This is a genomic window from Bradyrhizobium sp., from assembly GCF_035309285.1.
Taxonomy (GTDB): Bacteria; Pseudomonadota; Alphaproteobacteria; order Rhizobiales; family Xanthobacteraceae; genus Bradyrhizobium.
This window is the reverse complement of the sequence record NZ_DATGFH010000075.1, coordinates 135,038-155,212: the sequence shown is the minus strand read 5'-3', so window position 1 is coordinate 155,212 and position 20,175 is coordinate 135,038. Positions and strand designations below refer to the sequence as shown.

At 64.0% G+C, this 20,175-nt stretch carries 18 protein-coding genes and 1 pseudogene; 6 read left to right on the top strand and 13 right to left on the bottom strand.

The window, feature by feature from the left end; genetic code table 11:
- Positions 1-180: 180 nt before the first annotated feature.
- The 7 genes and pseudogenes from VKR55_RS15310 to VKR55_RS15280 form a co-directional block, all read right to left on the bottom strand.
- Positions 181-1,098: an SDR family NAD(P)-dependent oxidoreductase gene (locus VKR55_RS15310; protein WP_324404737.1), complete on the bottom strand. Its 918-nt coding sequence runs from the start codon at positions 1,096-1,098 to the stop codon at positions 181-183.
- A 160-nt stretch (positions 1,099-1,258) separates the two neighbouring features.
- Positions 1,259-1,738: a MaoC family dehydratase gene (locus tag VKR55_RS15305; protein WP_324404736.1), complete on the bottom strand. Its 480-nt coding sequence runs from the start codon at positions 1,736-1,738 to the stop codon at positions 1,259-1,261.
- 4 nt (positions 1,739-1,742) lie between these two features.
- A complete protein-coding gene (locus VKR55_RS15300; protein WP_324404735.1) occupies positions 1,743-3,476 on the bottom strand; it encodes an AMP-binding protein in 1,734 nt (577 codons plus the stop codon).
- Positions 3,473-4,375: pseudogene (mmsB, locus tag VKR55_RS15295) on the bottom strand (3-hydroxyisobutyrate dehydrogenase); the annotation flags it as partial. The gene VKR55_RS15300 and the pseudogene mmsB, both read right to left, overlap by 4 nt.
- A 24-nt stretch (positions 4,376-4,399) precedes the next feature.
- Positions 4,400-5,470 carry an enoyl-CoA hydratase/isomerase family protein gene (locus tag VKR55_RS15290; protein ID WP_324404734.1) on the bottom strand — a complete coding sequence of 357 codons (1,071 nt, stop codon included), beginning with the start codon at positions 5,468-5,470 and terminating at the stop codon, positions 4,400-4,402.
- Positions 5,467-6,618 carry an isobutyryl-CoA dehydrogenase gene (locus tag VKR55_RS15285; RefSeq protein ID WP_324404733.1) on the bottom strand — a complete coding sequence of 384 codons (1,152 nt, stop codon included), beginning with the start codon at positions 6,616-6,618 and terminating at the stop codon, positions 5,467-5,469. The genes VKR55_RS15290 and VKR55_RS15285 overlap by 4 nt, the downstream gene beginning before the upstream one ends.
- Before the next feature lie 132 nt (positions 6,619-6,750).
- Complete coding sequence (locus VKR55_RS15280) at positions 6,751-8,247, bottom strand: CoA-acylating methylmalonate-semialdehyde dehydrogenase (protein WP_324404732.1); 1,497 nt, start codon at positions 8,245-8,247, stop codon at positions 6,751-6,753.
- Positions 8,248-8,344: 97 nt separating this feature from the next.
- Between VKR55_RS15280 and VKR55_RS15275 the strand changes: the two genes are divergently transcribed.
- Positions 8,345-9,256 (top strand): LysR family transcriptional regulator, encoded by a 912-nt coding sequence (locus VKR55_RS15275; protein WP_324404731.1) that lies wholly within the window; start codon positions 8,345-8,347, stop codon positions 9,254-9,256.
- A 118-nt stretch (positions 9,257-9,374) separates the two neighbouring features.
- Here the strand turns inward: VKR55_RS15275 and VKR55_RS15270 are convergent, their stop codons facing one another.
- Positions 9,375-9,995 (bottom strand): TetR/AcrR family transcriptional regulator, encoded by a 621-nt coding sequence (locus tag VKR55_RS15270; protein WP_324404730.1) that lies wholly within the window; start codon positions 9,993-9,995, stop codon positions 9,375-9,377.
- A 168-nt stretch (positions 9,996-10,163) separates the two neighbouring features.
- Here VKR55_RS15270 and VKR55_RS15265 point away from each other — a divergent pair, with 168 nt between their 5' ends.
- The 3 genes from VKR55_RS15265 (at position 10,164) to VKR55_RS15255 (ending at position 13,760) form a co-directional block, all read left to right on the top strand.
- The gene (locus VKR55_RS15265) at positions 10,164-10,934 is read left to right on the top strand and encodes an enoyl-CoA hydratase (RefSeq protein WP_324404729.1); all 771 of its coding nucleotides are present in this window, start codon (positions 10,164-10,166) and stop codon (positions 10,932-10,934) included.
- 230 nt (positions 10,935-11,164) lie between these two features.
- On the top strand, positions 11,165-12,361 hold the full coding sequence (locus VKR55_RS15260; protein ID WP_324404728.1) for an acetyl-CoA C-acyltransferase: 1,197 nt from the start codon (positions 11,165-11,167) through the stop codon (positions 12,359-12,361).
- 115 nt (positions 12,362-12,476) lie between these two features.
- Positions 12,477-13,760, top strand: a complete 1,284-nt coding sequence (locus VKR55_RS15255; RefSeq protein WP_324404727.1) for an MFS transporter — start codon at positions 12,477-12,479, stop codon at positions 13,758-13,760.
- On the opposite strand, the gene VKR55_RS15250 is transcribed toward VKR55_RS15255, so the two are convergent.
- Together VKR55_RS15250 and VKR55_RS15245 are read right to left on the bottom strand one after the other, a co-directional pair.
- The gene (locus VKR55_RS15250) at positions 13,750-15,309 is read right to left on the bottom strand and encodes an acyl-CoA carboxylase subunit beta (RefSeq protein ID WP_324404726.1); all 1,560 of its coding nucleotides are present in this window, start codon (positions 15,307-15,309) and stop codon (positions 13,750-13,752) included. The two genes, VKR55_RS15255 and VKR55_RS15250, sit on opposite strands and share 11 nt — an antisense overlap.
- Positions 15,239-16,213 carry an IclR family transcriptional regulator gene (locus VKR55_RS15245; protein ID WP_324404725.1) on the bottom strand — a complete coding sequence of 325 codons (975 nt, stop codon included), beginning with the start codon at positions 16,211-16,213 and terminating at the stop codon, positions 15,239-15,241. Before VKR55_RS15245 ends, VKR55_RS15250 begins: the two co-directional genes overlap by 71 nt.
- 94 nt (positions 16,214-16,307) lie before the next feature.
- Between VKR55_RS15245 and VKR55_RS15240 the strand changes: the two genes are divergently transcribed.
- Positions 16,308-16,529, top strand: a complete 222-nt coding sequence (locus VKR55_RS15240) for an acyl-CoA carboxylase biotin carboxyl carrier protein subunit (protein WP_324404745.1) — start codon at positions 16,308-16,310, stop codon at positions 16,527-16,529.
- 72 nt (positions 16,530-16,601) lie between these two features.
- Entirely contained in the window at positions 16,602-18,461 is a 1,860-nt protein-coding gene (glsA, locus tag VKR55_RS15235) for a glutaminase A (protein ID WP_324404724.1), read from the top strand.
- Here glsA and VKR55_RS15230 read toward each other — a convergent pair.
- From VKR55_RS15230 to VKR55_RS15220, 3 genes are read right to left on the bottom strand one after another with little or no spacing between them, the layout of a single operon-like run.
- Positions 18,458-19,180, bottom strand: coding sequence for a class I SAM-dependent methyltransferase (locus tag VKR55_RS15230; protein ID WP_324404723.1), 723 nt, complete (start codon positions 19,178-19,180; stop codon positions 18,458-18,460). The two genes, glsA and VKR55_RS15230, sit on opposite strands and share 4 nt — an antisense overlap.
- 53 nt (positions 19,181-19,233) lie before the next feature.
- The gene (locus tag VKR55_RS15225; RefSeq protein ID WP_324404722.1) at positions 19,234-19,527 is read right to left on the bottom strand and encodes a nucleoside triphosphate pyrophosphohydrolase family protein; all 294 of its coding nucleotides are present in this window, start codon (positions 19,525-19,527) and stop codon (positions 19,234-19,236) included.
- On the bottom strand, positions 19,527-20,168 hold the full coding sequence (locus VKR55_RS15220; protein WP_324404721.1) for an adenylate/guanylate cyclase domain-containing protein: 642 nt from the start codon (positions 20,166-20,168) through the stop codon (positions 19,527-19,529). The genes VKR55_RS15225 and VKR55_RS15220 overlap by 1 nt, the downstream gene beginning before the upstream one ends.
- Between the last annotated feature and the right edge of the window lie 7 nt (positions 20,169-20,175).

Below are 20,175 nucleotides of genomic sequence, written 5' to 3'. Positions count from 1 at the left end.
TGAATTACTGTATTGTGGTGGCGCATGGCGGGATCTTCCTTGTGTGTCTCGAACATTTGGCGATGCTCAAGACCGCAGAAGAATCCACGCCATGCGCCATGTCCACCAAAATTAAACCGGACAGCCGTGGGTCAAGCCCGGCCATGACGACGGAGTTGGTTATGACGCTGGTGCATCGAACTAAAGCTTCACGCCCGCGCGGGCCGCGGCCTGGCCGACATATTTCTGGGTTTGCTGAAACGCTCCTTCCAGCGCCTTCGCCTTCGACATGTCGCTGATCTCGGCGAAGTGCGCGGCGATTGCATCCGGCGTCCATTCCGACTGCGGCAGGTTGATGCCTTCGCTCTCGATGAGCTGGATCAGCGCGAACGAGCCGGCGCCTGCACCGATGATGGTGCGGGTCGGCGCGTCTTCACTCAGGAGATATTCCACCGCCGGCGTGATCGCCTCGGGCCTCATCAATTGCAGCGCCTGCGGCGGCAGCAATTCTTCTGTCATGCGCGTTGCCGCGGTCGGCGAGATCGTGTTGACGCGGATGTTGTATTTACGTCCTTCCTCTGCGAGAACGTTCATCAGGCCGACCATGCCGGACTTCGCCGCGCCATAGTTGGCCTGGCCGAAATTGCCGTAGAGGCCGGACGAAGAGGTCGTCAGCACGATGCGGCCGTAGTTGCGCTCGCGCATGCCGTCCCACACCGCCTTGCAGCAGTAGAACGAGCCGGTCAGATGCACGTCCAGCACCTTGGCGAAATCGGCGGCTTCCATCTTGCCAAATGACTTGTCGCGCAGAATGCCGGCATTGGCGCAGAGCAGATCGACGCTGCCCCATTCCCTGGTCGCGCGCGCGATCATCGCCTGCACCTGGGAGAAGTTCGAGACATCGGCGCCGTCAGCGATCGCCGTGCCGCCGGCCTTGCGGATTTCCTCGACCACCGCTTCCGCCGGCGATAGCGAGCTACCGGTACCGTCGCGCGCGCCGCCAAAATCGTTGACCACGACCTTGGCGCCGCGCCTTGCGAGGCCCAGCGCGTGGGCGCGCCCGAGACCATTGCCCGCGCCGGTCACGATGGCGACGCGTCCGTCAAACCTGATTGTCATGCGCACAGTTCCCTGTCTTCTCTTCCTTCTCCCCTTGTGGGAGAAGGTGGCGCGCACAGCGCGCCGGATGAGGGGTTCTCTCCACAGATGAGCTCGCGGAGAGAACCCCTCACCCGCCTCGCTTCGCGAGGCACCCTCTCCCACAAGGGGAGAGGGTACACTAAGCGAAATAAATCAGCCCGATCCAGTCGGCGACCAGCGCGGGCTTGTCCTCACCTTCGATCTCGACGGTGACATTGGTGCGCGACAGCAACTCCGTCGGCTTGCGGAGCTTGGCTTCCGCCAGCACGAAGCGGCCGCGCACGCGCTTGCCCGCTTTCACCGGCGAGATGAAGCGGAGCTTGTCGAAACCGTAATTGACGCCCATGGTCGTGCCCTCGATGACCGGCATCACCTCATAGGACATGATGCTCATCAAGGACATCGTGAGAAAGCCGTGCGCGACCGTCGAGCCAAACGCGGTTTCGCGCCTGGCCCTTTCAGGATCGACATGGATGAACTGGTGGTCCTCGATCACGTCGGCATAGACGTTGATACGGTTCTGATCGACCAAATGCCAGGCGGAGACGCCGACTTCCTTGCCCACCATCGCCTGATAGGTTGCAAGCGAAACCGGCGGCTTCTTCCAGACTTCATTCATTCCCTTAGTGCTCCGTTCCCGCCGGCCGCAGCTTCTGCAGCTCCGGAAACTCCTCCTCGCGGAACTCCTTGCCGCGCAGCGCGTTCTGCCGATCGTTCTCATGCTCCAGGCGGCGCAACTGGACGCGACGGATCTTTCCCGAAATGGTTTTCGGCAGCTCGGTGACGAGCTCGATCTTGCGGATGCGTTTGAACGGCGCAAGGCGCGTGTGCAGGTGCTTGAAGATCGATAGCGCCGTTTCCGGCGTCCGCTCGGCGCCCGATGTCAACAGCACATAGGCCTTCGGAATGGCGAGCCGGATCGGATCCGGGCACGGCACGACCGCGGCTTCCGCGACCATCTCATGCTCGATCAGCACGCTTTCCAGCTCGAACGGGCTGATACGATAGTCGGAGGATTTGAAGACGTCGTCGGAGCGGCCGACAAAGGTGAAATAGTTTTCGTCATCGACGAACACCACGTCACCGCTGCGATAGTGATCGCCGTCGGCGCCCGTGAGCTTGCCGTCCTCGGTTTGATAGCCCTGCATCAGGCCAGCCGGACGATCGGCGCCGAGCACCAGCGTCACCTCGCCCTCCTTGGCCGTGTGGCCGTCGGCATCCCTGACCTCGACGCGATAGCCCGGCATTGGCCGGCCCATCGAGCCGACCTTGACCTTCTGACCCGGCGAGTTGCCGGCAAGCGCCGTGGTTTCGGTCTGGCCGTAGCCGTCGCGGATGGTCAGCCCCCAGGCGGTGCGGACCTGATCGATCACCTCGGGATTGAGCGGCTCGCCGGCGCCACAGACCTCGCGAAGCGAGACCTTGAAGTCGGCGAGCCGTTCCTGGATGAACAGCCGCCACACCGTCGGCGGCGCGCAGAGCGTGGTGACGCCGCAGCGGCCGATGGTGGCGAGCAGTTGCTTGGCCTCAAAGCGCGGCTGGTTGGCGATAAAGATCGTCGCGCCGGCATTCCAGGGCGCGAAGAAGCAGCTCCAGGCGTGCTTGGCCCAACCCGGCGAGGAAATGTTGAGATGCACGTCGCCCGGCTGCAGCCCGAGCCAGTACATCGTCGACAGCGCGCCAACGGGATAGCTGCGCATGCTGTGCCGCACGAGCTTCGGCTTCGCCGTGGTGCCCGAGGTGAAATAGAGCAGCATCGGGTCGTTGGCCTCGGTCGGGGCGTCGGGCGCGAAGCTTTCCGAAGCCTCCGCTGACTGCTCGAACGGCAGCCAGCCCTCGACCTTCGCGCTCGCGCCCACGACGATGCGGATGAGATTGTCGGCACGCAGCTTCGCGAATTTGCCGACCTGGTCCTGGGTCGCCACCACCACCCGCGCCCGGCCGCGGTCGAGCCGGTCCTGCAATTCATCGCCCGTCAGCAGCGTGGTCGCAGGAATGACGACCACGCCGAGCTTCATCGCCGCCAGCATGGTCTCCCAGAGCGGCACGACATTGCCGAGCAGCAGCAGGAGATGATCGCCGCGCTTCAAGCCCTGCGCGCGCAGGAAGTTCGCAACCTGGTTGGAACGCCGCGAAAGCGTCGCAAAGGAAAGCTTGGTCTCCCGCTCTTGGGCGGTATCGACGATCCAGAGCGCGGTGCGATCCCGGCTATCGGGATCACGCGCCAGTCCCGCATCGAACCAGTCGAGCGCCCAGTTGAAGGGAACAGGATCGGGCCAGCGGAATCCCTTGACCGCCGCGTCGTAGTCGGTGCGATGTTTCAGAAGAAAGGCACGTGCTTCCTGAAAGGTCGTCATGGTGTTTTCCCGGCAAGGCTCCTAACGTGCTGGATAATTCCGGAAAAGTCCACGCCGCCGTTCCCGGCCGCGTCGAACGCCTTGTAAATTTCCTGCGCCTGTTTGCCGAGCGGCGTGGCGGCGCCGGCGGCCTTCGCGGCATCCTGCGCCAGCGTCAAATCCTTGACCATCAGCGCCGAGGCAAAGCCAGGCTTGTAGTCGTTGTTGGCCGGCGAGGTCGGCACCGGCCCCGGCACCGGGCAATAGGAGGTCAGCGCCCAGCACTGCCCCGACGAGGTCGAAACCACGTCGAACACCGCCTGATGCGACAGCCCGAGCTTTTCGGCGAGCGCAAAGGCTTCGCTGACCGCGATCATGGAAACGGCGAGCACCATGTTGTTGCAGATCTTGACGCCCTGCCCCGCGCCCGCGCCGCCGCAATGCACGATCTTCTTGCCCATCTTCTCCAGCACGGGCCTTGCGGTTGCAAACGCCTTCTCCTCGCCGCCGCACATAAAGGTCAGCGTCGCACCCTTGGCGCCGCCGGTGCCGCCCGAGACCGGTGCGTCGACGGAACCGACCCCGTGCTTGGCGGCCAGCGCATGCGCCTGCTTGGCGCTCTCGACATCGATGGTCGAGCAATCGATGATCAGCGCGCCCTTGCTCATCGCAGGCACCACCTCGTTCCAGACCGAGAGCACGTGCTTGCCCGCGGGCAGCATGGTAATCACGACCTCCGCGCCTTTCACCGACGCGACCGAGCTAGCGGCAATTTCAGCGCCATCGCGCTTGGCCTGATCGCGCGAAGCCGCGACCAGGTCGAAGGCTACCACCTTGTGGCCGGCCTTCACCAGATTGGCCGCCATGGGGCCGCCCATATTGCCGAGGCCGATGAATGCGATCGTTGCCATGTGAATCTCCTCCGCTGGGCCGTTCCGTTTCTCTCAAGGGAATTTCAATTCGTCCGCGCCGATCTCGGCGAAGTACGGCGCGACCATTGCCGGCGTCACGTCTTCAATTGTCGGCGGCGACCATTTCGGGTTACGGTCCTTGTCGATCACGGCCGCACGCACGCCTTCGCGGAAATCGTCGCTGCGGAACACTTCGAGCGCCGCACGATATTCCCTCACCAGGCATTCTTCCAGCGAGGATGTTTGCCGCGCCAGCCGCAAAAGCTTCAACGTCACCACCATGCCGCGCGGCGACTTTTCTCCAAGCGTCTTCAGGGTCGATTGCGCCAGCTCCGAGCCGTCACGCCGAAGCGCGGCGACGATGCCTTCCATGCGGTCGTGGGCGAACCAGGCGTCGATCTGCGATTGCTTCGCAGCCACCGGCCCCGACTTTTCGCCAGTGGCAAAACCATTGATCAGCGTCCTGATCTCATTCGACATCGTGCCCGGGCGAACCTTCGTCAGCGCTTCGCGCAAGGCCGGCAATCTTACCGACGTCACCACCGCATCGGCAAATCGCGCGTAGATCGCGTCCGGCCCATTCATGGTCTGACCAGTCAGGCCAAAATAGGTGCCGACCTCGCCGGGCGAGTGCGACAATAGATACGTGCCGCCGACATCGGGGAAGAAACCAAGCCCCACTTCAGGCATTGCGAGCCTGGTCCGCTCGGTGACGACGCGGTGGCTCGAATGGGCGGACAGTCCGACGCCGCCGCCCATCACGATGCCGTCCATGAAGGCGACATAGGGCTTTGGAAATTTCTTGATGCGGGCGTTGAGAATGTACTCCTCGCGCCACAGCACTTTGCCGAGATCGCCCGAAACCTTCGAGCTCTCCCAAAGCGCGCGGATGTCGCCACCGGCGCAGAGGCCGCGTTCGCCCGCGCCTTCCAGCACGATCACCGCGATCTCCGGATCGGCCTCGAATGCATCGAGCGCCTTGTCGATGTCGCGGAACATCTCCAGCGTGATTGCATTGAGGGCCTTCGGCCGGTTGAGCCGGATGATTCCGGCCGCGCCTTCGCGCCGCGCGATCAGGTCCGGCTCGGTCGCGACATCCGTCATTGCGCGCCCTCGATCAACTTGCGCGCCACGATCAACCGCATGATCTCGTTGGTGCCTTCGAGGATCTGATGCACGCGCAAATCGCGCACGATCTTCTCGATGCCGTATTCACTCAAATAGCCGTAGCCGCCATGGAGCTGGAGCGCCTGGTTGGCGACCTCAAAGCCGACATCGGTGCCGAAGCGTTTTGCCATGGCGCACAGCGTGGAGGCATCGGGATCCTTGCGGTCGAGCGCCGCCGCCGCACGCCACAGGAAGGTCCGCGCCGCCTCGAGTTCTGTCGCCATGTCGGCAATCCGGAACTGCAACGCCTGGAATTCGTCAAGGCGCTTGCCGAAAGCCTTGCGCTCTTTCATGTAGGCGAGCGCCTTGTCGAGCGCAGATTGTGCCCCACCAAGAGAACACGCTGCGATGTTGAGCCGCCCGCCGTCGAGCCCGGCCATCGCGATCTTGAAACCGATGCCTTCATCGCCGAGCCGATTGGCGACCGGCACGCGCGCATTCTCGAACATCACCGCGCGGGTCGGCTGCGCGTTCCAGCCCATCTTGCGCTCATTGGCGCCGAACGAGAGCCCTGCCGTGTCACCCTCGACCACCAGCGTCGAGATGCCACCCGGCCCCTCGCCGCCGGTCCTGACCATCACGACATAGAGGTCGCCGCCGCCGGCTCCGGCGCCGGAGATGAACTGCTTCTGCCCGTTCAGCACATAATGGTCGCCGTCGCGCACCGCGCGGGTGCGCAGCGCCGCCGCATCCGATCCGGAGTTGGGCTCGGTCAGGCAGTAGCTTGCGATCAGCTCCATGGTGCAGAGCTTCGGCAGCCACTTCCGGCGCTGGGTGTCGTTGCCGAAGGCATCGATCATCCAGGACGCCATGTTGTGGATGGAGATGAAGGCCGACACCGTCGGACAGCCCAACGCCAGCGCCTCGAAGATCAGCGCCGCATCGAAGCGCGAAAGTGCGGAGCCGCCGACGTCGTCGCGGATATAGATGCCGCCGATCCCGAGCTTGGCGGCCTCGCGCATTACCTCGACCGGAAAATGCTTCTCTTCGTCCCAACGCAGCGCATGCGGCGCGATCTTCTCCGCGGCGAAATCCCGCGCCATGTCGCGAACCGCAATCTGGTCCTCGTTGAGCGTGAACTGCATGCGTCAGATAGCCACCCTTAAACCGCCCGCGCCGTCATTGCGAGGAGCGAAGCGGACGAAGCAATCCAGACTTTCCCCGCGGGGGCTTTATGGATTGCTTCGCTGCGCTCGCAATGACGGGGCTCGCGCCGGTCAATTCATCATCGGCATGGCGAAGTCGGCGCCGTCCTTGATGCCGGACGGCCAGCGCGCGGTGACCGTCTTGGTCTTGGTGTAGAAGCGGATCGAATCCGGCCCGTATTGATTGAGATCGCCGAAGCCCGAACGCTTCCAGCCGCCGAAGGTGTAGTAGGCGACCGGCACCGGAATCGGCACGTTGACGCCGACCATGCCGACATTGACGCGGTTGGCAAAGTCGCGCGCCGCATCGCCGTCCCGCGTGAAGATCGCGACGCCATTGCCATATTCGTGCTCCGACGGCAGCGCCAGCGCTTCCTTGTAGTCGTGCGCACGCACCACACTCAGCACGGGACCAAAGATCTCTTCCTTGTAGATCCGCATGTCCTTGGTCACGTTGTCGAACAGGCAGCCGCCCATGTAGAAGCCGTTTTCATAGCCCTGCATCTTGAAGCTGCGGCCGTCGACGGCGAGCGTAGCGCCTTCCTTGACACCGATGTCGACGTAGTTCTTGACCCGTTGCAAGGCCTCGCGGGTCACAAGCGGTCCGAAATCAGCGCTCGCATCGAGCGACGGGCCGATCTTGAGGTTCTCGACGCGCGGGACGAGCTTTTCCATCAAGCGGTCGGCGGTGGTCTTGCCGACGGGGACCGCGACCGAAACCGCCATGCAGCGCTCGCCCGCTGCACCATATCCTGAGCCGACCAGCGCATCGACGGTCTGGTCCATGTCGGCGTCGGGCATGATGATCAGATGGTTCTTGGCGCCGCCGAAGCACTGCACGCGCTTGCCGTTCGCGGCCGCCCGCCCGTAGATGTATTGCGCGATCGAGGAGGAGCCGACAAAGCCGACGGCCGAGATGTCGGGGTCATCGAGAATGGCGTCGACCGCCTCCTTATCGCCGTTGACGACATTGAGGATGCCTGGCGGCAGCCCCGCCTCCAGCATCAGCTCGGCGAGCTTCATCGGCACGCCGGGATCGCGCTCGGAGGGCTTCAGGATGAAGGCATTGCCGCAGGCGATCGCGGGCGCGAATTTCCACATCGGGATCATCGCCGGGAAGTTGAATGGCGTGATGCCGGCAACGACGCCGAGCGGCTGGCGCATCGAATAGAGGTCGATCCCGGGGCCGGCGCCTTCGGTGAACTCACCCTTCATGAGCTGGGGAATGCCAAGCGCGAACTCGACGACCTCGACGCCGCGCAGAATGTCGCCCTTGGCGTCAGGAAGGGTCTTGCCGTGCTCACGCGCCAGCAATTCGGCGAGCGCGTCATTGTCGCGCGCCACCAATTCCAAAAACTTCATCAAGACGCGAACCCGCCGCTGCGGATTGGTGGCCGCCCATTCCGGCTGCGCCGCCTTGGCGTTCTCGACCGCGGCGCGAACCTCGGCCTTGGACGCCAGCGCCACCTTGGCCTGAACGTCGCCGGTCATCGGCTGGAAAACGTCGGCTGTGCGGCCCGACGCACCGTTCACGTGCTTGCCGCCGATGAAATGTCCGATTGAGCGCATGAATAACCTCCCTATCCCGGCTGGATCGCTTTAAGCCCTTTTTGACCTGCATTTCTTGGGATACAAGTCCGAGATATTGCACCATAGATGTGCGGAAATGCAGGATCAAGGCGGCGCGATCGATTGGGATGACTTCCGCTTTGTGCTCGCCATCGTGCGCGGCGGATCGGTCTCCGCTGCCGCAAAACAGCTCGGCTGCGATCATGCCACAGTGATCCGTCGTGTCGACCGCCTCGAGCATCATCTTTCGGCGAAGCTGTTCGACCGGCGCAAGAGCGGTTACCTCCTGACCGAAGCCGGCCAACGCGTGGCAGACAGTGCGGAAGCCATGGAGTCCGCCATCGTCGCCAACCAGGAAGCCGTCGGCGGCTCGCGCGCTCATCTGACCGGCACGGTGCGCATTGGTGCGCCCGACGGCTTTGGCAGCCATTTCCTGGCCTCGCGTCTGGTCGCTTTCAACGAGCGGTATCCCGATCTCGATCTGCAATTGGTGGCGACGGCGCGGCTGTTCAGCCTTTCCAAACGCGAGGCCGACATTGCCATCAGCCTCACCATGCCCAAGGAAGGCCGGATCGTCGGACGCAAGCTTCTGGACTACAGCCTCGGGCTCTTTGCAACGGCAACCTATCTCGACCGCGCGCCCGCCGTAACGGGCCGCCACGACCTCAGGAACCATCGCTTCGTCGGCTATATCGAGGAGCTATTGTTCACGCCGGAACTCGACTACCTGCCGCAGGTGTCGCCAAAGATCTCGGCAAAATTCCGCAGCGCCAATCTGATCGCGCAGCTCAATGCGACGCTGACGGGCTTTGGCATCGCCGTGCTCCCGCATTTCATGGCCACCGCGCACCGCGAGCTGATTCCCGTGTTGCCGGACGAGGTCTCGATCTCACGCACCTTCTGGCTGTTGATGCATGCCGACAGCAAGGATCTCGCCCGGATCCGCGCGGTCGCCGATTACATCTACGAGACGGTGGAACGCGAGCGGGCGCTGTTCAACCGGGCTTGAAGTTCTCCTTTCGTCGTGGCCGGGCTTGACCCGGCCATCCATCCTTCAAGAGAAGACTCTTGCGAAGATGATGGATGCGCGGGTCAAGCCCGCGCATGACGAGCGAGATATCCTGCTGCTAGTGCGGCTTCGCGCGGGGCTTCTTCGCGACCGTCTTGCCTGCCGCAGGTCGGCCGAGCACAGCCTCGCGCCCGGCGGAGAGAATCTCCTCGGAAAACTCGCCGTTGCCCGCGATCCGCGACAGCACCAGCGTTCCCATCATGGTCGCGAGCGCCGATGCCGCCTGCCGGCGCGCAGCCTTGCGCGGCACATCCGGAATCTGGTCCGCGATCATCTCGATCATCTGCTCGAGCTTGGTCGCAAACGCCTTGCGGGTCTTCGGGCCTTCGCGGGCGATTTCGGGACCCAACGTGGGAACCGCGCAGCCACGGCCCGGATCGTCTCGATGCAGCGTGGTCAGGTAGGAATCGACGATGATTGCAAGCCGTTTGTCGGGCGGCGTCTCTTCGATCGTCTTGCGCCAGTGCTCCATCGAGCGGTCCATGGCGTAGTTGAAGGCCTCGATCACCAGCGCCTCGCGCGAATCGAAATGGGCGTAGAAGCCGCCATGGGTCAGGCCCGCCTCCTTCATCAGGTCGGCAACGCCGATGCCGTGGGCGCCCTTCTCGCGCAGCCGCACCGAAGCCTTCCGCACAATCCGCGCGTGAGTTTCCTGCTTGTGCTCCTTCGAATAGCGCATAAGTCGTCCTATGAAATGTCTACAGTCATATAATAGCAGCATTTGGCAGCAATTGCTGCCCTTATTTCCTTAAATCGGCTTCACGCAACGGTTTGGTACGCCGCTTGACAAGGACGTACGCCCCCGTGGAAGTAGGGTTCCGGCCCGTCGTGTTGCGAGAATAGCCCCATGGACATGCTGAACCACTACTGCGGCGTCGATCGCGATTCTCGCGGCGTCGTCCGGCTTTCGATCTGTAACGGCGGCTCGCTCAACATCCTGGGCTCGGCCGTGATCAACGGCGTCAGCGAGGGACTTGAGAAGCTGGCGTCCGACCGCACCATTCGCGTCCTGGCGTTGGCGGGCCAGAGCGAGAAGAGCATGATCGGCGGCGCCGACATCAAGGAGATGGCGACGCTGGATCAAAAATCAGCTGAAGCCTTCATCTCCCGCCTGCGCGATCTCTGCGAGGCCGTCCGCGCCTTCCCGGCGCCGGTGATCGCGCGGATGCCGGGCTGGTGCCTTGGCGGCGGGCTCGAGGTCGCCGCTGCCTGCGACTTCCGGGTCGCCGCCCACGATGCCAAATTCGGCATGCCGGAGGTGCGGGTCGGCATTCCCTCGGTGATCCACGCCGCGCTGCTGCCGCGGCTGGTGGGCTGGGGCCGCGCCCGCTGGCTCGTCATGACCGCGGAAAACATCGACGCGCCGACCGCGCTCTCCTGGGGGCTGATCGACGTCGTGGCACAGCCTGGCGGACTCGACGCCGCGGTCGAGCACGTCATCGAGGCGCTGCTCGAATGCGGGCCCGAGGCGCTGCGCGCGCAGAAGGCGCTGCTGCGCCAATGGGAGGAATTGCCGCTGACCGAGTCGATCGATCTCAGCGTCGGCGTGTTCGGGAAGTCGTTCCTCACCGACGAGCCGAAACGCCTGATGCAGGGTTTTATCGACCGGAAACGGTAAAGCGTTGACTGTCATGCCCCGCGAAAGCGGGGCATCCAGTAATCACCGGTGTTTACTGGATCATCCGCGTTCGCGGATGATGACACCTATGTTTTCGCTGCGCGACTGGGCTCATTTCATGTCATGTGACCACGACAATTTGTCATGAGCGGCTGGCGTTGCATTTTTTGCAGCGCATCATATGATCTTCATCATGCCAAATTGACTCGAAATTCCAAAGGAGTTCCGCCGTGGCCGCAACCTCCGATCCCGTCGTCATCCTGTCCGCCGCCCGTACGCCGCTGGGCCGTTTTATGGGTGAGCTCACCCCGTTCAGCGCCCACAAACTCGGCTCGCATGTGATCGGCGCGGCGCTGGAGCGTGCCAGGCTCGCGCCCGAGAGGATCGACGAAGTCTTCATGGGCAATGTGCTGCCGGCCGGTCAGGGCCAAGCGCCCGCCCGTCAGGCCGCGCGTGGCGCGGGTCTCCCCGACGCCACTGGCGCCACCACCATCAACAAGGTCTGCGGCTCCGGCATGAAGGCGACCATGCTGGCGCACGACATCATCAATGCCGGCTCCGCCAACATCGTGGTTTCCGGCGGCATGGAGAGCATGTCGAATGCGCCCTATCTGCTCGCCAAGGCCCGCTCCGGCTATCGCGCCGGCCACGACCGCATCATCGACCACATGCTGCTCGACGGGCTCGAAGACGCCTACGAGACCGGCCGCTCGATGGGCGATTTCGGCGAGGCGACGGCAGAGGCCTATCAATTCACCCGCGCCGACCAGGACGCCTACGCCATGGAGACGCTGACGCGCGCACGAAAGGCGGTCGAGGGCGGCGCGTTCAAGGCCGAGATCGCGCCGATCACGCTCAATGAGAAAGCCGGTCCGCGGCTCATCGCCAATGACGAGCATCCGCTGAAGGTCGATCCCGGCAAGATCCCGTCGCTGAAGCCGGCGTTCCGCGCCAACGGCACCATCACGCCCGCGGCCTCCTCCGCGAATGCTGACGGCGCCGCTGCACTCATTCTCGCCAAGCGCTCGCTCGCCGATCGCGATGGCCTGCCCTCGCTCGCCGAGATCAAGGGCCACGCCACCCACAGCCAGGAACCGCAATGGTTCACGACGGCGCCGATCCCGGCAATCCGCAAGCTGCTCGACAAGGTCGGCTGGAAGGTGGGCGATGTCGATCTCTTCGAGATCAACGAGGCGTTTGCGGTCGTCGCCATGGCGGCGCAGAAGGACCTCGGGATTCCCCGCGACAAGCTCAATATCAATGGCGGCGCCTGCGCGCTCGGCCATCCCATCGGAGCCACCGGAGCGCGGCTGATCGTGACGCTCTTGCATGCGCTCGAAGCGAAGAACCTCAAGCGCGGTGTGGCGGCGCTCTGCATCGGCGGCGGCGAAGCCACCGCCATTGCGGTCGAGCGCGTCGCGCACTAGCGCGACCAAGTCCTAAAATGAGGGAACTATGGCATTTCAGCCATAGGCCTCTCATGTCAAGATGTTACGGTCAAGCAAAGCAAACAGACCTCCAATCAGGTATCCCGAACCCGCAATGATCTCGAACTGGCTCGCGGCAGCTTTATCCCGCCGCAACATCCACTACGGCTGGGTGATGGTCGCCGTGACCTTCTTCGCCGCGCTGGTCTCGGCCGGCACTGTCGGCGCGCCCGGCGTGTTCATCGTGCCGCTGCAACACGAGTTCGGCTGGACGACGGCGGAGATTTCATCCGCGCTCTCGATCCGCTTCATCCTGTTCGGGCTGATGGCCCCCTTTGCCGCCGCGCTGCTCAACCGCTACGGCCTCCGCAACGTGACACTGACGGCGCAACTCATCGTGGTGTCCGCGCTCCTCGCCTCGCTCGCGATGACCAAAGTCTGGCACCTGATGCTGTTGTGGGGCGTCGTGATCGGCATCGGCACCGGCATGACCGCGCTTGTCTTGGGCGCGACTATTGCCACGCGCTGGTTCGCGGCGCGGCGCGGACTTGTGGTCGGCATCCTTACCGCCAGCGTCGCGACCGGGCAGTTGATCTTCCTGCCGTTGCTCGCGAGCATCACCGAGCACTATGGCTGGCGCATCGCACTGGGACTGGTTTGCTGCATGCTCGGCGTTTCTGCTTTTGCCGTCCTGATGCTCATGCGCGACCGGCCGAGCGATGTCGGCTTGCGCCCGTTCGGCGACAACGGAACTACTCCCCAGCCCGCGCCCGCGCCGAGCAACGCGCCGATCCTCGCCACCGCGCTCGGCACCCTGCGCGATGCGTCCACCTCGCCCGTGTTCTGGGCGCTGTTCCTGACCTTTGCGATCTGCGGCGCGAGCACCGCCGGGCTGGTCCAGGTGCACCTGATCCCGATGTGCATGGATTTCGGCATCCCGCAGGTCGAGGCCGCAAGCCTGCTCGCCGCGATGGGCATCTTCGACTTCTTCGGCACCATCATGTCGGGGTGGCTGTCCGACCGCTACGACAATCGCTGGCTCCTCTTCTGGTATTACGGCCTACGCGGGCTATCGCTGGTGTACCTGCCGTTCAGCGACTTCTCGTTCTACGGGCTGTCGCTGTTTGCGATGTTCTACGGGCTCGACTGGGTCGCGACTGTGCCGCCGACAGTACGGCTCACCGCGCAACGCTTTGGGGCCGAGCGCGCCAACCTGGTGTTCGGCTGGATTTTTGCCGGCCATCAGATCGGCGCAGGCGTTGCCGCCTTCGCCGCCGGACTGTCGCGTACGATGCTTGAGAGCTACCTGCCCGCCTTCTTCGCGGCCGGCGCACTCTGCCTCATCGCGTCGCTGATGGCGATCACGATCTCGAAGGCGTCGAAGCCGGCTATGGCCTGATCGTCATCTTCTTCGCAAGCCCCGGCGCGCGCAGGGGCTCGGCGAGGCGCGCGAATTCGCAAAGCAGCGAGCGGGTTTTTCTGGGATCGATGATCTCCTCGACCCAGAACTTCTCGGCCGAGCGGAACGGCGAGCGCAGCCTGTTGAGGCGATCCTCGATCTCCTTCAACTTCGCCGCGGGATCGTCTGCCGCATCGATCTCCGCGCGATAGGCCGCCTCGATGCCGCCCTCGAGCGGCAGCGAGCCCCAATAGGCCGATGGCCAGGCATAGCGGATCGAGAACCGGTCGGCCGGCTGATGCACAACACCGGCGACGCCGAACGAGTTGCGCACGATCACCGTGCACCAGGGCACCGTGGTCTGGTTCACCGCCGCCATCGCGCGCACGCCGTGGCGGATCGTTGCCGCCTTCTCGGCCTCGAGCCCGATCATGAAGCCGGGGCAATCCATCAGATAGACGATCGGCAGATGGAAAATCTCGGCAAAGTCGACCCAGCGCACCACCTTCTGGCAGGCTTCCGCAGTCCACGAGCCGCCATAGTGGAACGGGTCGCTCGCGAGCAACAATACGGCGCGGCCTTCGAGCCGTGCCAGGCCCACGATCACCGGCTTGCCGAAATTGCTGTTCACCTCGAAGAACGAGCCCTTGTCGACCACGGACTCGATGATGGGGCGCATCTTGTAGACCTGGCGGCGGCTGCGCGGCACCGCCTTGATCAGCGAATCATCACTTCGTTCCGGATCATCGTTGCAGGGTAACGTCGGCGGCAGCTCAAACACCGAGGACGGCAGGTACGACAGGAAGCGCCGCGCCTTCGCGAACGCCTCTTCCTCGGTGTCAACGGCGTCGTCCACGCCACCGGCGCGGGTCTGGATGTCGGCGCCGCCAAGCTCCTGCTTGGTGAGGTCCTGTCCCAGCCGTTTCACGACCGGCGGTCCCGCCACGAACATCGCCGAGTTTCGCGTCATGATCGAATAGTGGCTCGCAGCGAGCCTCGCCGCGCCAAGCCCCGCGACCGATCCGAGGCCGAGCCCCACCACCGGCACATGCGCCAGATTTTCGGTCGTGTAGCGATACCAGCGCGTGCCGCCGATGCCGCCGGGCAGATTGGCCGCGCCCTTGGTCTCGATGGTCTTCACCGAGCCGCCGCCGCCGGAGCCCTCGATGATGCGGATGATCGGCAAGTGGAAATCATGCGCCATCTCCTCCGCCATCAAGGGCTTGGCCGAGATCGACGCATCCGCCGAGCCGCCGCGCACGGTGAAATCATCACCGACCACGACGACCGTGCGACCATCGATCTTGGCGCGGCCGAACACGCAGTTGGCCGGCGTCACGTGCTTGAGCTCGCCGTGCGCATCGTATTCGCCGATGCCGGAGACGGCGCCGATTTCGTGGAATGAATCGGCATCGACCATCTTGTCGATGCGTTCGCGGACGGTGAGCCGGCCCTGGTCGCGTTGCCGCTTAACCTTCTCAACGCCGCCCATCTCGCGCGCGAACGCTTCGCGCCGAGCCAGCTCGTCGAGTTCGGGCTTCCAGGTCATTCGTCTCCTCCGTCTTGATGATCGCGTTGGTGTTGGCCCGCACCGGCAGCGCCTTGCGCTCCAGCCGGTTTTGAAAGAGATCGCCTTCGGCGCCTTCGAGCAATCCGCCGACGGCAACTCCCAACTCGATCATCTGCGGCGCCACCTCCCTGTGCAACCGCTTCTCGTCAAACATCGCCGATAGCAGCCCGATCGTAACCACGACAAAGGTCTGGTATTGCGGCGACCACAAGGGTACGGCGCAGCCATTGATATGCGGGCTCCACAGGCCGCAGGCCGTGACGTAGCCGTGTTCTTTCAGGAAGCGGCGATTGTCCTCTATGCGCGGGCGCAGCGATTTCGCCGCCTCCGGCATCTCCCGCTCCATCTCCGCGAGCAGCGCGTCGCCGACTTCCGGCGCGAGCGCGGCCGTATAGGCATGGCCCGCGGCCGTCGTGCCCATGGCGATGCGGCTGCCGGTCACCTCATGCAGGCCGAGCGCATTCGCGGAGCGGGCATATTCGAGATAGACGAGATGGAAGCGGTCCGGAATGACGAAGCCGACCGTGCCGGGCAAGTGCTCGGCGACATCCTGCAGACGCAGCCTGATCAAGTTGCGGAGCTGCAGCCCCTTCATCATCGCCGTGCTCATCGCGACCGCGCTCGGCCCGATCCGGTATTTCTGGTCGCGCGGCAGATAGACGAGCTGGCCCATGCGCGTCAGCGTGTGGGTCAACCGCGACACCGTGGAGCGCGGCAATCCGCAGCGGTTGGAGATCTCGAGATTGCCGAGCCGCGCCTCATGGCCCTCGAAGCATCGCAGCACATCAAACGCCCGCGATACGACCTGAATGACATCGCCTTCGCCGGCGAGATCACCGGCGAGCATTCCCTGCCTGCTCAGGCGCTCCGAGCGTCGTCCCATGCGCTTCCTGCTTTTTCCATTATGCGGAATAAAATTCCACTTGCAGAACAAGCTACCTCAGGCATTGTGCGCCCACAACAAGAAGCCGATTGGCATGCCAGATATCAGAGTGATCACCGAAGTCGCCGGGCGCGTGTGCGCCCTTCCCGTTGCAGCCGGCGCCAGCATTGGCGATGGCGACGACGTCGCTGTTGTCGAAGCCATGAAGATGGAAATTCCTGTCTCCTCTCCCGCGGCGGGCAAGGTGAAGACCATTCTCGTCGCCCTCGACGACGTGGTCGCCGAAGGCCAGGCGGTCGCGATCCTCGAGATCTGAGGCCGCCAGCCGCCCCGTCGATTTTGCGGGCCGGTTGCGCCCGCCGCCGTGGCGCGGCAAAACTCCGGCATCATGAAACCGGGATCGCACCTCCCAACCACTCCCTCGACGGCTTGGGCCAGCTCGAAACCGCCTTTGCTGCGGTTTCTCGATCGCTGCCATGCCGACTTCCTGCCCGAAACGGGCGGCGAAGTCGCGCGCTACATCCCCGAGCTCAGCAAGGCCGACCCCGATCATTTCGGCATCAGCCTCGCCACCCTCGACGGCCATGTCTACGAGGTTGGCGACACCAGGGTGCCCTTTACCATCCAATCGATCTCGAAGCCTTTCGTGTTCGCGTTGGCGCTGGACAGCCTTGGCGCCTCGCGGGTCGAGGCCGTGATCGGCGTTGAACCCTCCGGTGATCCCTTCAACTCGATCCGGCTCAACGCCGAGAACCATCCCTTCAATCCGATGGTCAATGCCGGCGCGATCGCATGCTCGGGCCTCGTCCACGAAGCCAAGGGTTCCGGCGCCTTCGAGCACATCCGCCGCGAGCTGTCGCGCTTTGCCGGACGCGACCTCGACGTCGATGAAGCCGTCTATTCGTCCGAAAGCGCCACCGGCGATCGCAACCGCGCCATCGGCTATCTGCTGCGCACCAATGCCGTGATCAAGAATAACGTCGCCGAAGTGCTCGACGTCTATTTCCGCCAATGCGCGATCCTGGTGACGGCGCGCGACATCGCGATCATGGCGGCGACCTTGGCCAACCGCGGCATCAATCCCGTGACCGGTGTGCAAGTCACGACGCCTTATGCGATCGCGCGCACGTTGTCGGTCATGACCTCGTCCGGCATGTACGACTATGCCGGCGAATGGATCTACCGCATCGGCATTCCCGCCAAGAGCGGCGTCGGCGGCGGCATCCAGGCTTCGCTGCCGGCGCGCCTCGGGCTTGGGAGCTATTCCCCCCGCCTCGACAAGCACGGCAACAGCGTGCGCGGCATCAAGGTCTGCGAGGCGCTGTCGTCGCATTACGATCTGCACATGCTCGACCGCAGCGACGACGCGCGCAACGCGATCATCGCCGACTACACCATCGGCAAGAACCCGTCGCGACGCAGCCGCCGGCTGCATGAACGCGACATCCTCGCCGCGCATCATCACGATGTTCACGTGTTCGAGTTGGTCGGTACGCTGTCGTTCTCCAATGTCGACTATGTCTCGCGCAGGCTCGCGAGCCGGCAGCGCCCGCAATTCGTGATCTTCGACCTCAGGCGCGTCACCGCGGTGACCCGCGCCGGCGCCCGTTTGATCGCAGAGGAGTTTCGGGAGCTCGCGAATTTCCACGTCACCGTGGTGCTGTCCGGCATCAAGCGCACGTCTGAAGGCTGGAAGATCGTGCGCGAATGGACCGAAGGCATCACCAACCTGCGCGATTTCTATCTGCTCGACGCCGCGATCGAATGGGCGGAGGATCAGGTCGTCTACCGCTATGGCGGTGCGATCGACTTCCACGACACCACCGAACTTGCCGAGCAGCCGCTGCTCGCGGGGTTGTCGGAGGCAGAGATCGAGGCGCTTGCTGCGCTCGGCACCACCAAAACCTACCGCCGCGGCGAGAGGATCGTCGCTGCCGGCGAGCCTGCGACTTCGCTGTTTTTCCTCCGGAGCGGTGTGGTTCACGTGACGCTGCCCGATGGCGTTCGGCTCGCGACGCTGACCGCCGGCATGGCCTTCGGCGAGATGGCGCTCCTCGAAAGCCACCGCTCGGCCGACGTGCTCGCGGATGCGTCCGCGACGGCGGTCGAAATCCCGCTTGCCGATTTCGAGCGCTTCCGCGACCAGTATCCCAAGGCCGGCGAACGTATCATGCGCAACCTGGCGCAAATCCTGGCCGACCGGCTGATCGTTGCCAACACCAAAGTCAATCTGCTGACGACCAACTAGGCAGGCCGCTGCCATTCCATCACCACGAACCAGGGCACGCGCCGCGCGCGCTCCTGGTGGATCGCCTGGCCGGATATTGGTTCGGGCTCAGAGAAGAATTTCAGGACGAGGCCGGCCTCGAGGAACGCCGTCATATAGGCCGCAAGCGGCCGATGCCAGTTCTCGATCCGGATGCCGCTCCATTCAAGCCAGAATGGAAATTCACGGAGATAATTGTCGACGGGGTAGTGGAGGTATTCGCCGTCGGCATCCTTCACCCATCCCCGATCCCCGCAGGCCGAGGTGAATCCGGTGAGATTGGCCATCAAGAGCGAGCCGCCCGGCCGCAGCACGCGGGCCACCTCACGAATGGCGGCGCGGAAATCGGGAATGTCGATCAGCGTGATGTAGCTGACCGCGAGATCGAAGCTGGCGTCAGTGAACTCGAGCCGTTCCGCACGGCCAAGCCGATAGTCGCCACAAGGGTCGCGCTCCCTCGCGAGCTCGAGAAGCTGTCTCGTCGGGTCGATGCCCGTAGCCTTTACGCCAGCGGTCCTGAGCATCCGGCAGAAGCGGCCTTCGCCGCAACCGACGTCAAGCGCGTTGCCGAAACGACCCTGCCCCACACGCGCCATCATCACGGGATCGAGCACATGCTGCCGTCCCCAATCGCCGCGTTCGCCGCGCTCGCCCATGGAATCGATCCATGCTTGCGCCGAGCTGTCCCAGCCGTTGTTCATAAGTCACCTGTCTCGAAATGAAGTCGGTCATTGAGTAAAATAAATGGTCCGCATCATGACGCCGCGATCTTGCGGCTGATCTTCGCTTGGCTTGCGGTAAGCACCTCCGATGGTTTACGGCCTGACGCCGCACACAGGCAGGCCCAGTAGTAGATCACGTCGCCAAGCTCATCGATCAACGCGGCCTCGTCCAAATTCCCGTCGCGCAACAGTTTCTTGATGTGATCGGCAACCTCGCCTGCCTCCGCCGCAAGGCCGAGACCGAGATAGGAAAGCCGCTCGGCGCCCGGCTGCGCGGAGACCTTGGCCGTTGTCGCCGTCCATTCGGCATATTCGTCGATATCCATCAGCTCTTCCCGGTCGGCAATCGCGCCACATAGGCTTGCCGGGGCTGCGCATAGCCCTTGAGCTCAAGCTTGCGCGGCTCGGCCGCGACCTCGTTCGACACGGCGTTCCAGATCGGCTCGCTCATCACGATCTCTCCGGCCCTGGCCGCGGCGACAAGTCTTGCGGCGAAGTTCATGGGATCGCCAAGCGCAGCAAACTGATAGTTGCCGCCCTCGACGCCGATCGAGCCGATGAAGGTCTCGCCCGAATGCACGCCGACGCCGATCGAAAGCCAGGGGCCGCTCGCGTCGCCGTGGCCGGTAGCACGCAGGAGCGCGAGGCCGCCGGCCACCGCACGCTGGCGGAAATCGGCGCCGGTCAGCCCCGGAACATAGATGGCAATCACCTCATCTCCCACCATCTTGTCCACAATGGCGTCGCTGGCGATGAACACCTTGGTCGCGACACGGAAAAATCGTTGCATCAAGGCGGCGAACTCTGTCGGTCCGAGGCGAGCGGCGAGTTCGGTCGAGCCGCGCACGTCGGCATAGAGCATGGCGACGTCGATTTCGGCCCCGCCGCGCTCTTTGGCAATGACCGCTTCGCATTTTGCGCAAAAATGCGGATTGCGCAGCCATGGCGCCCGTCCGATCGTCCGCATCAGAGGC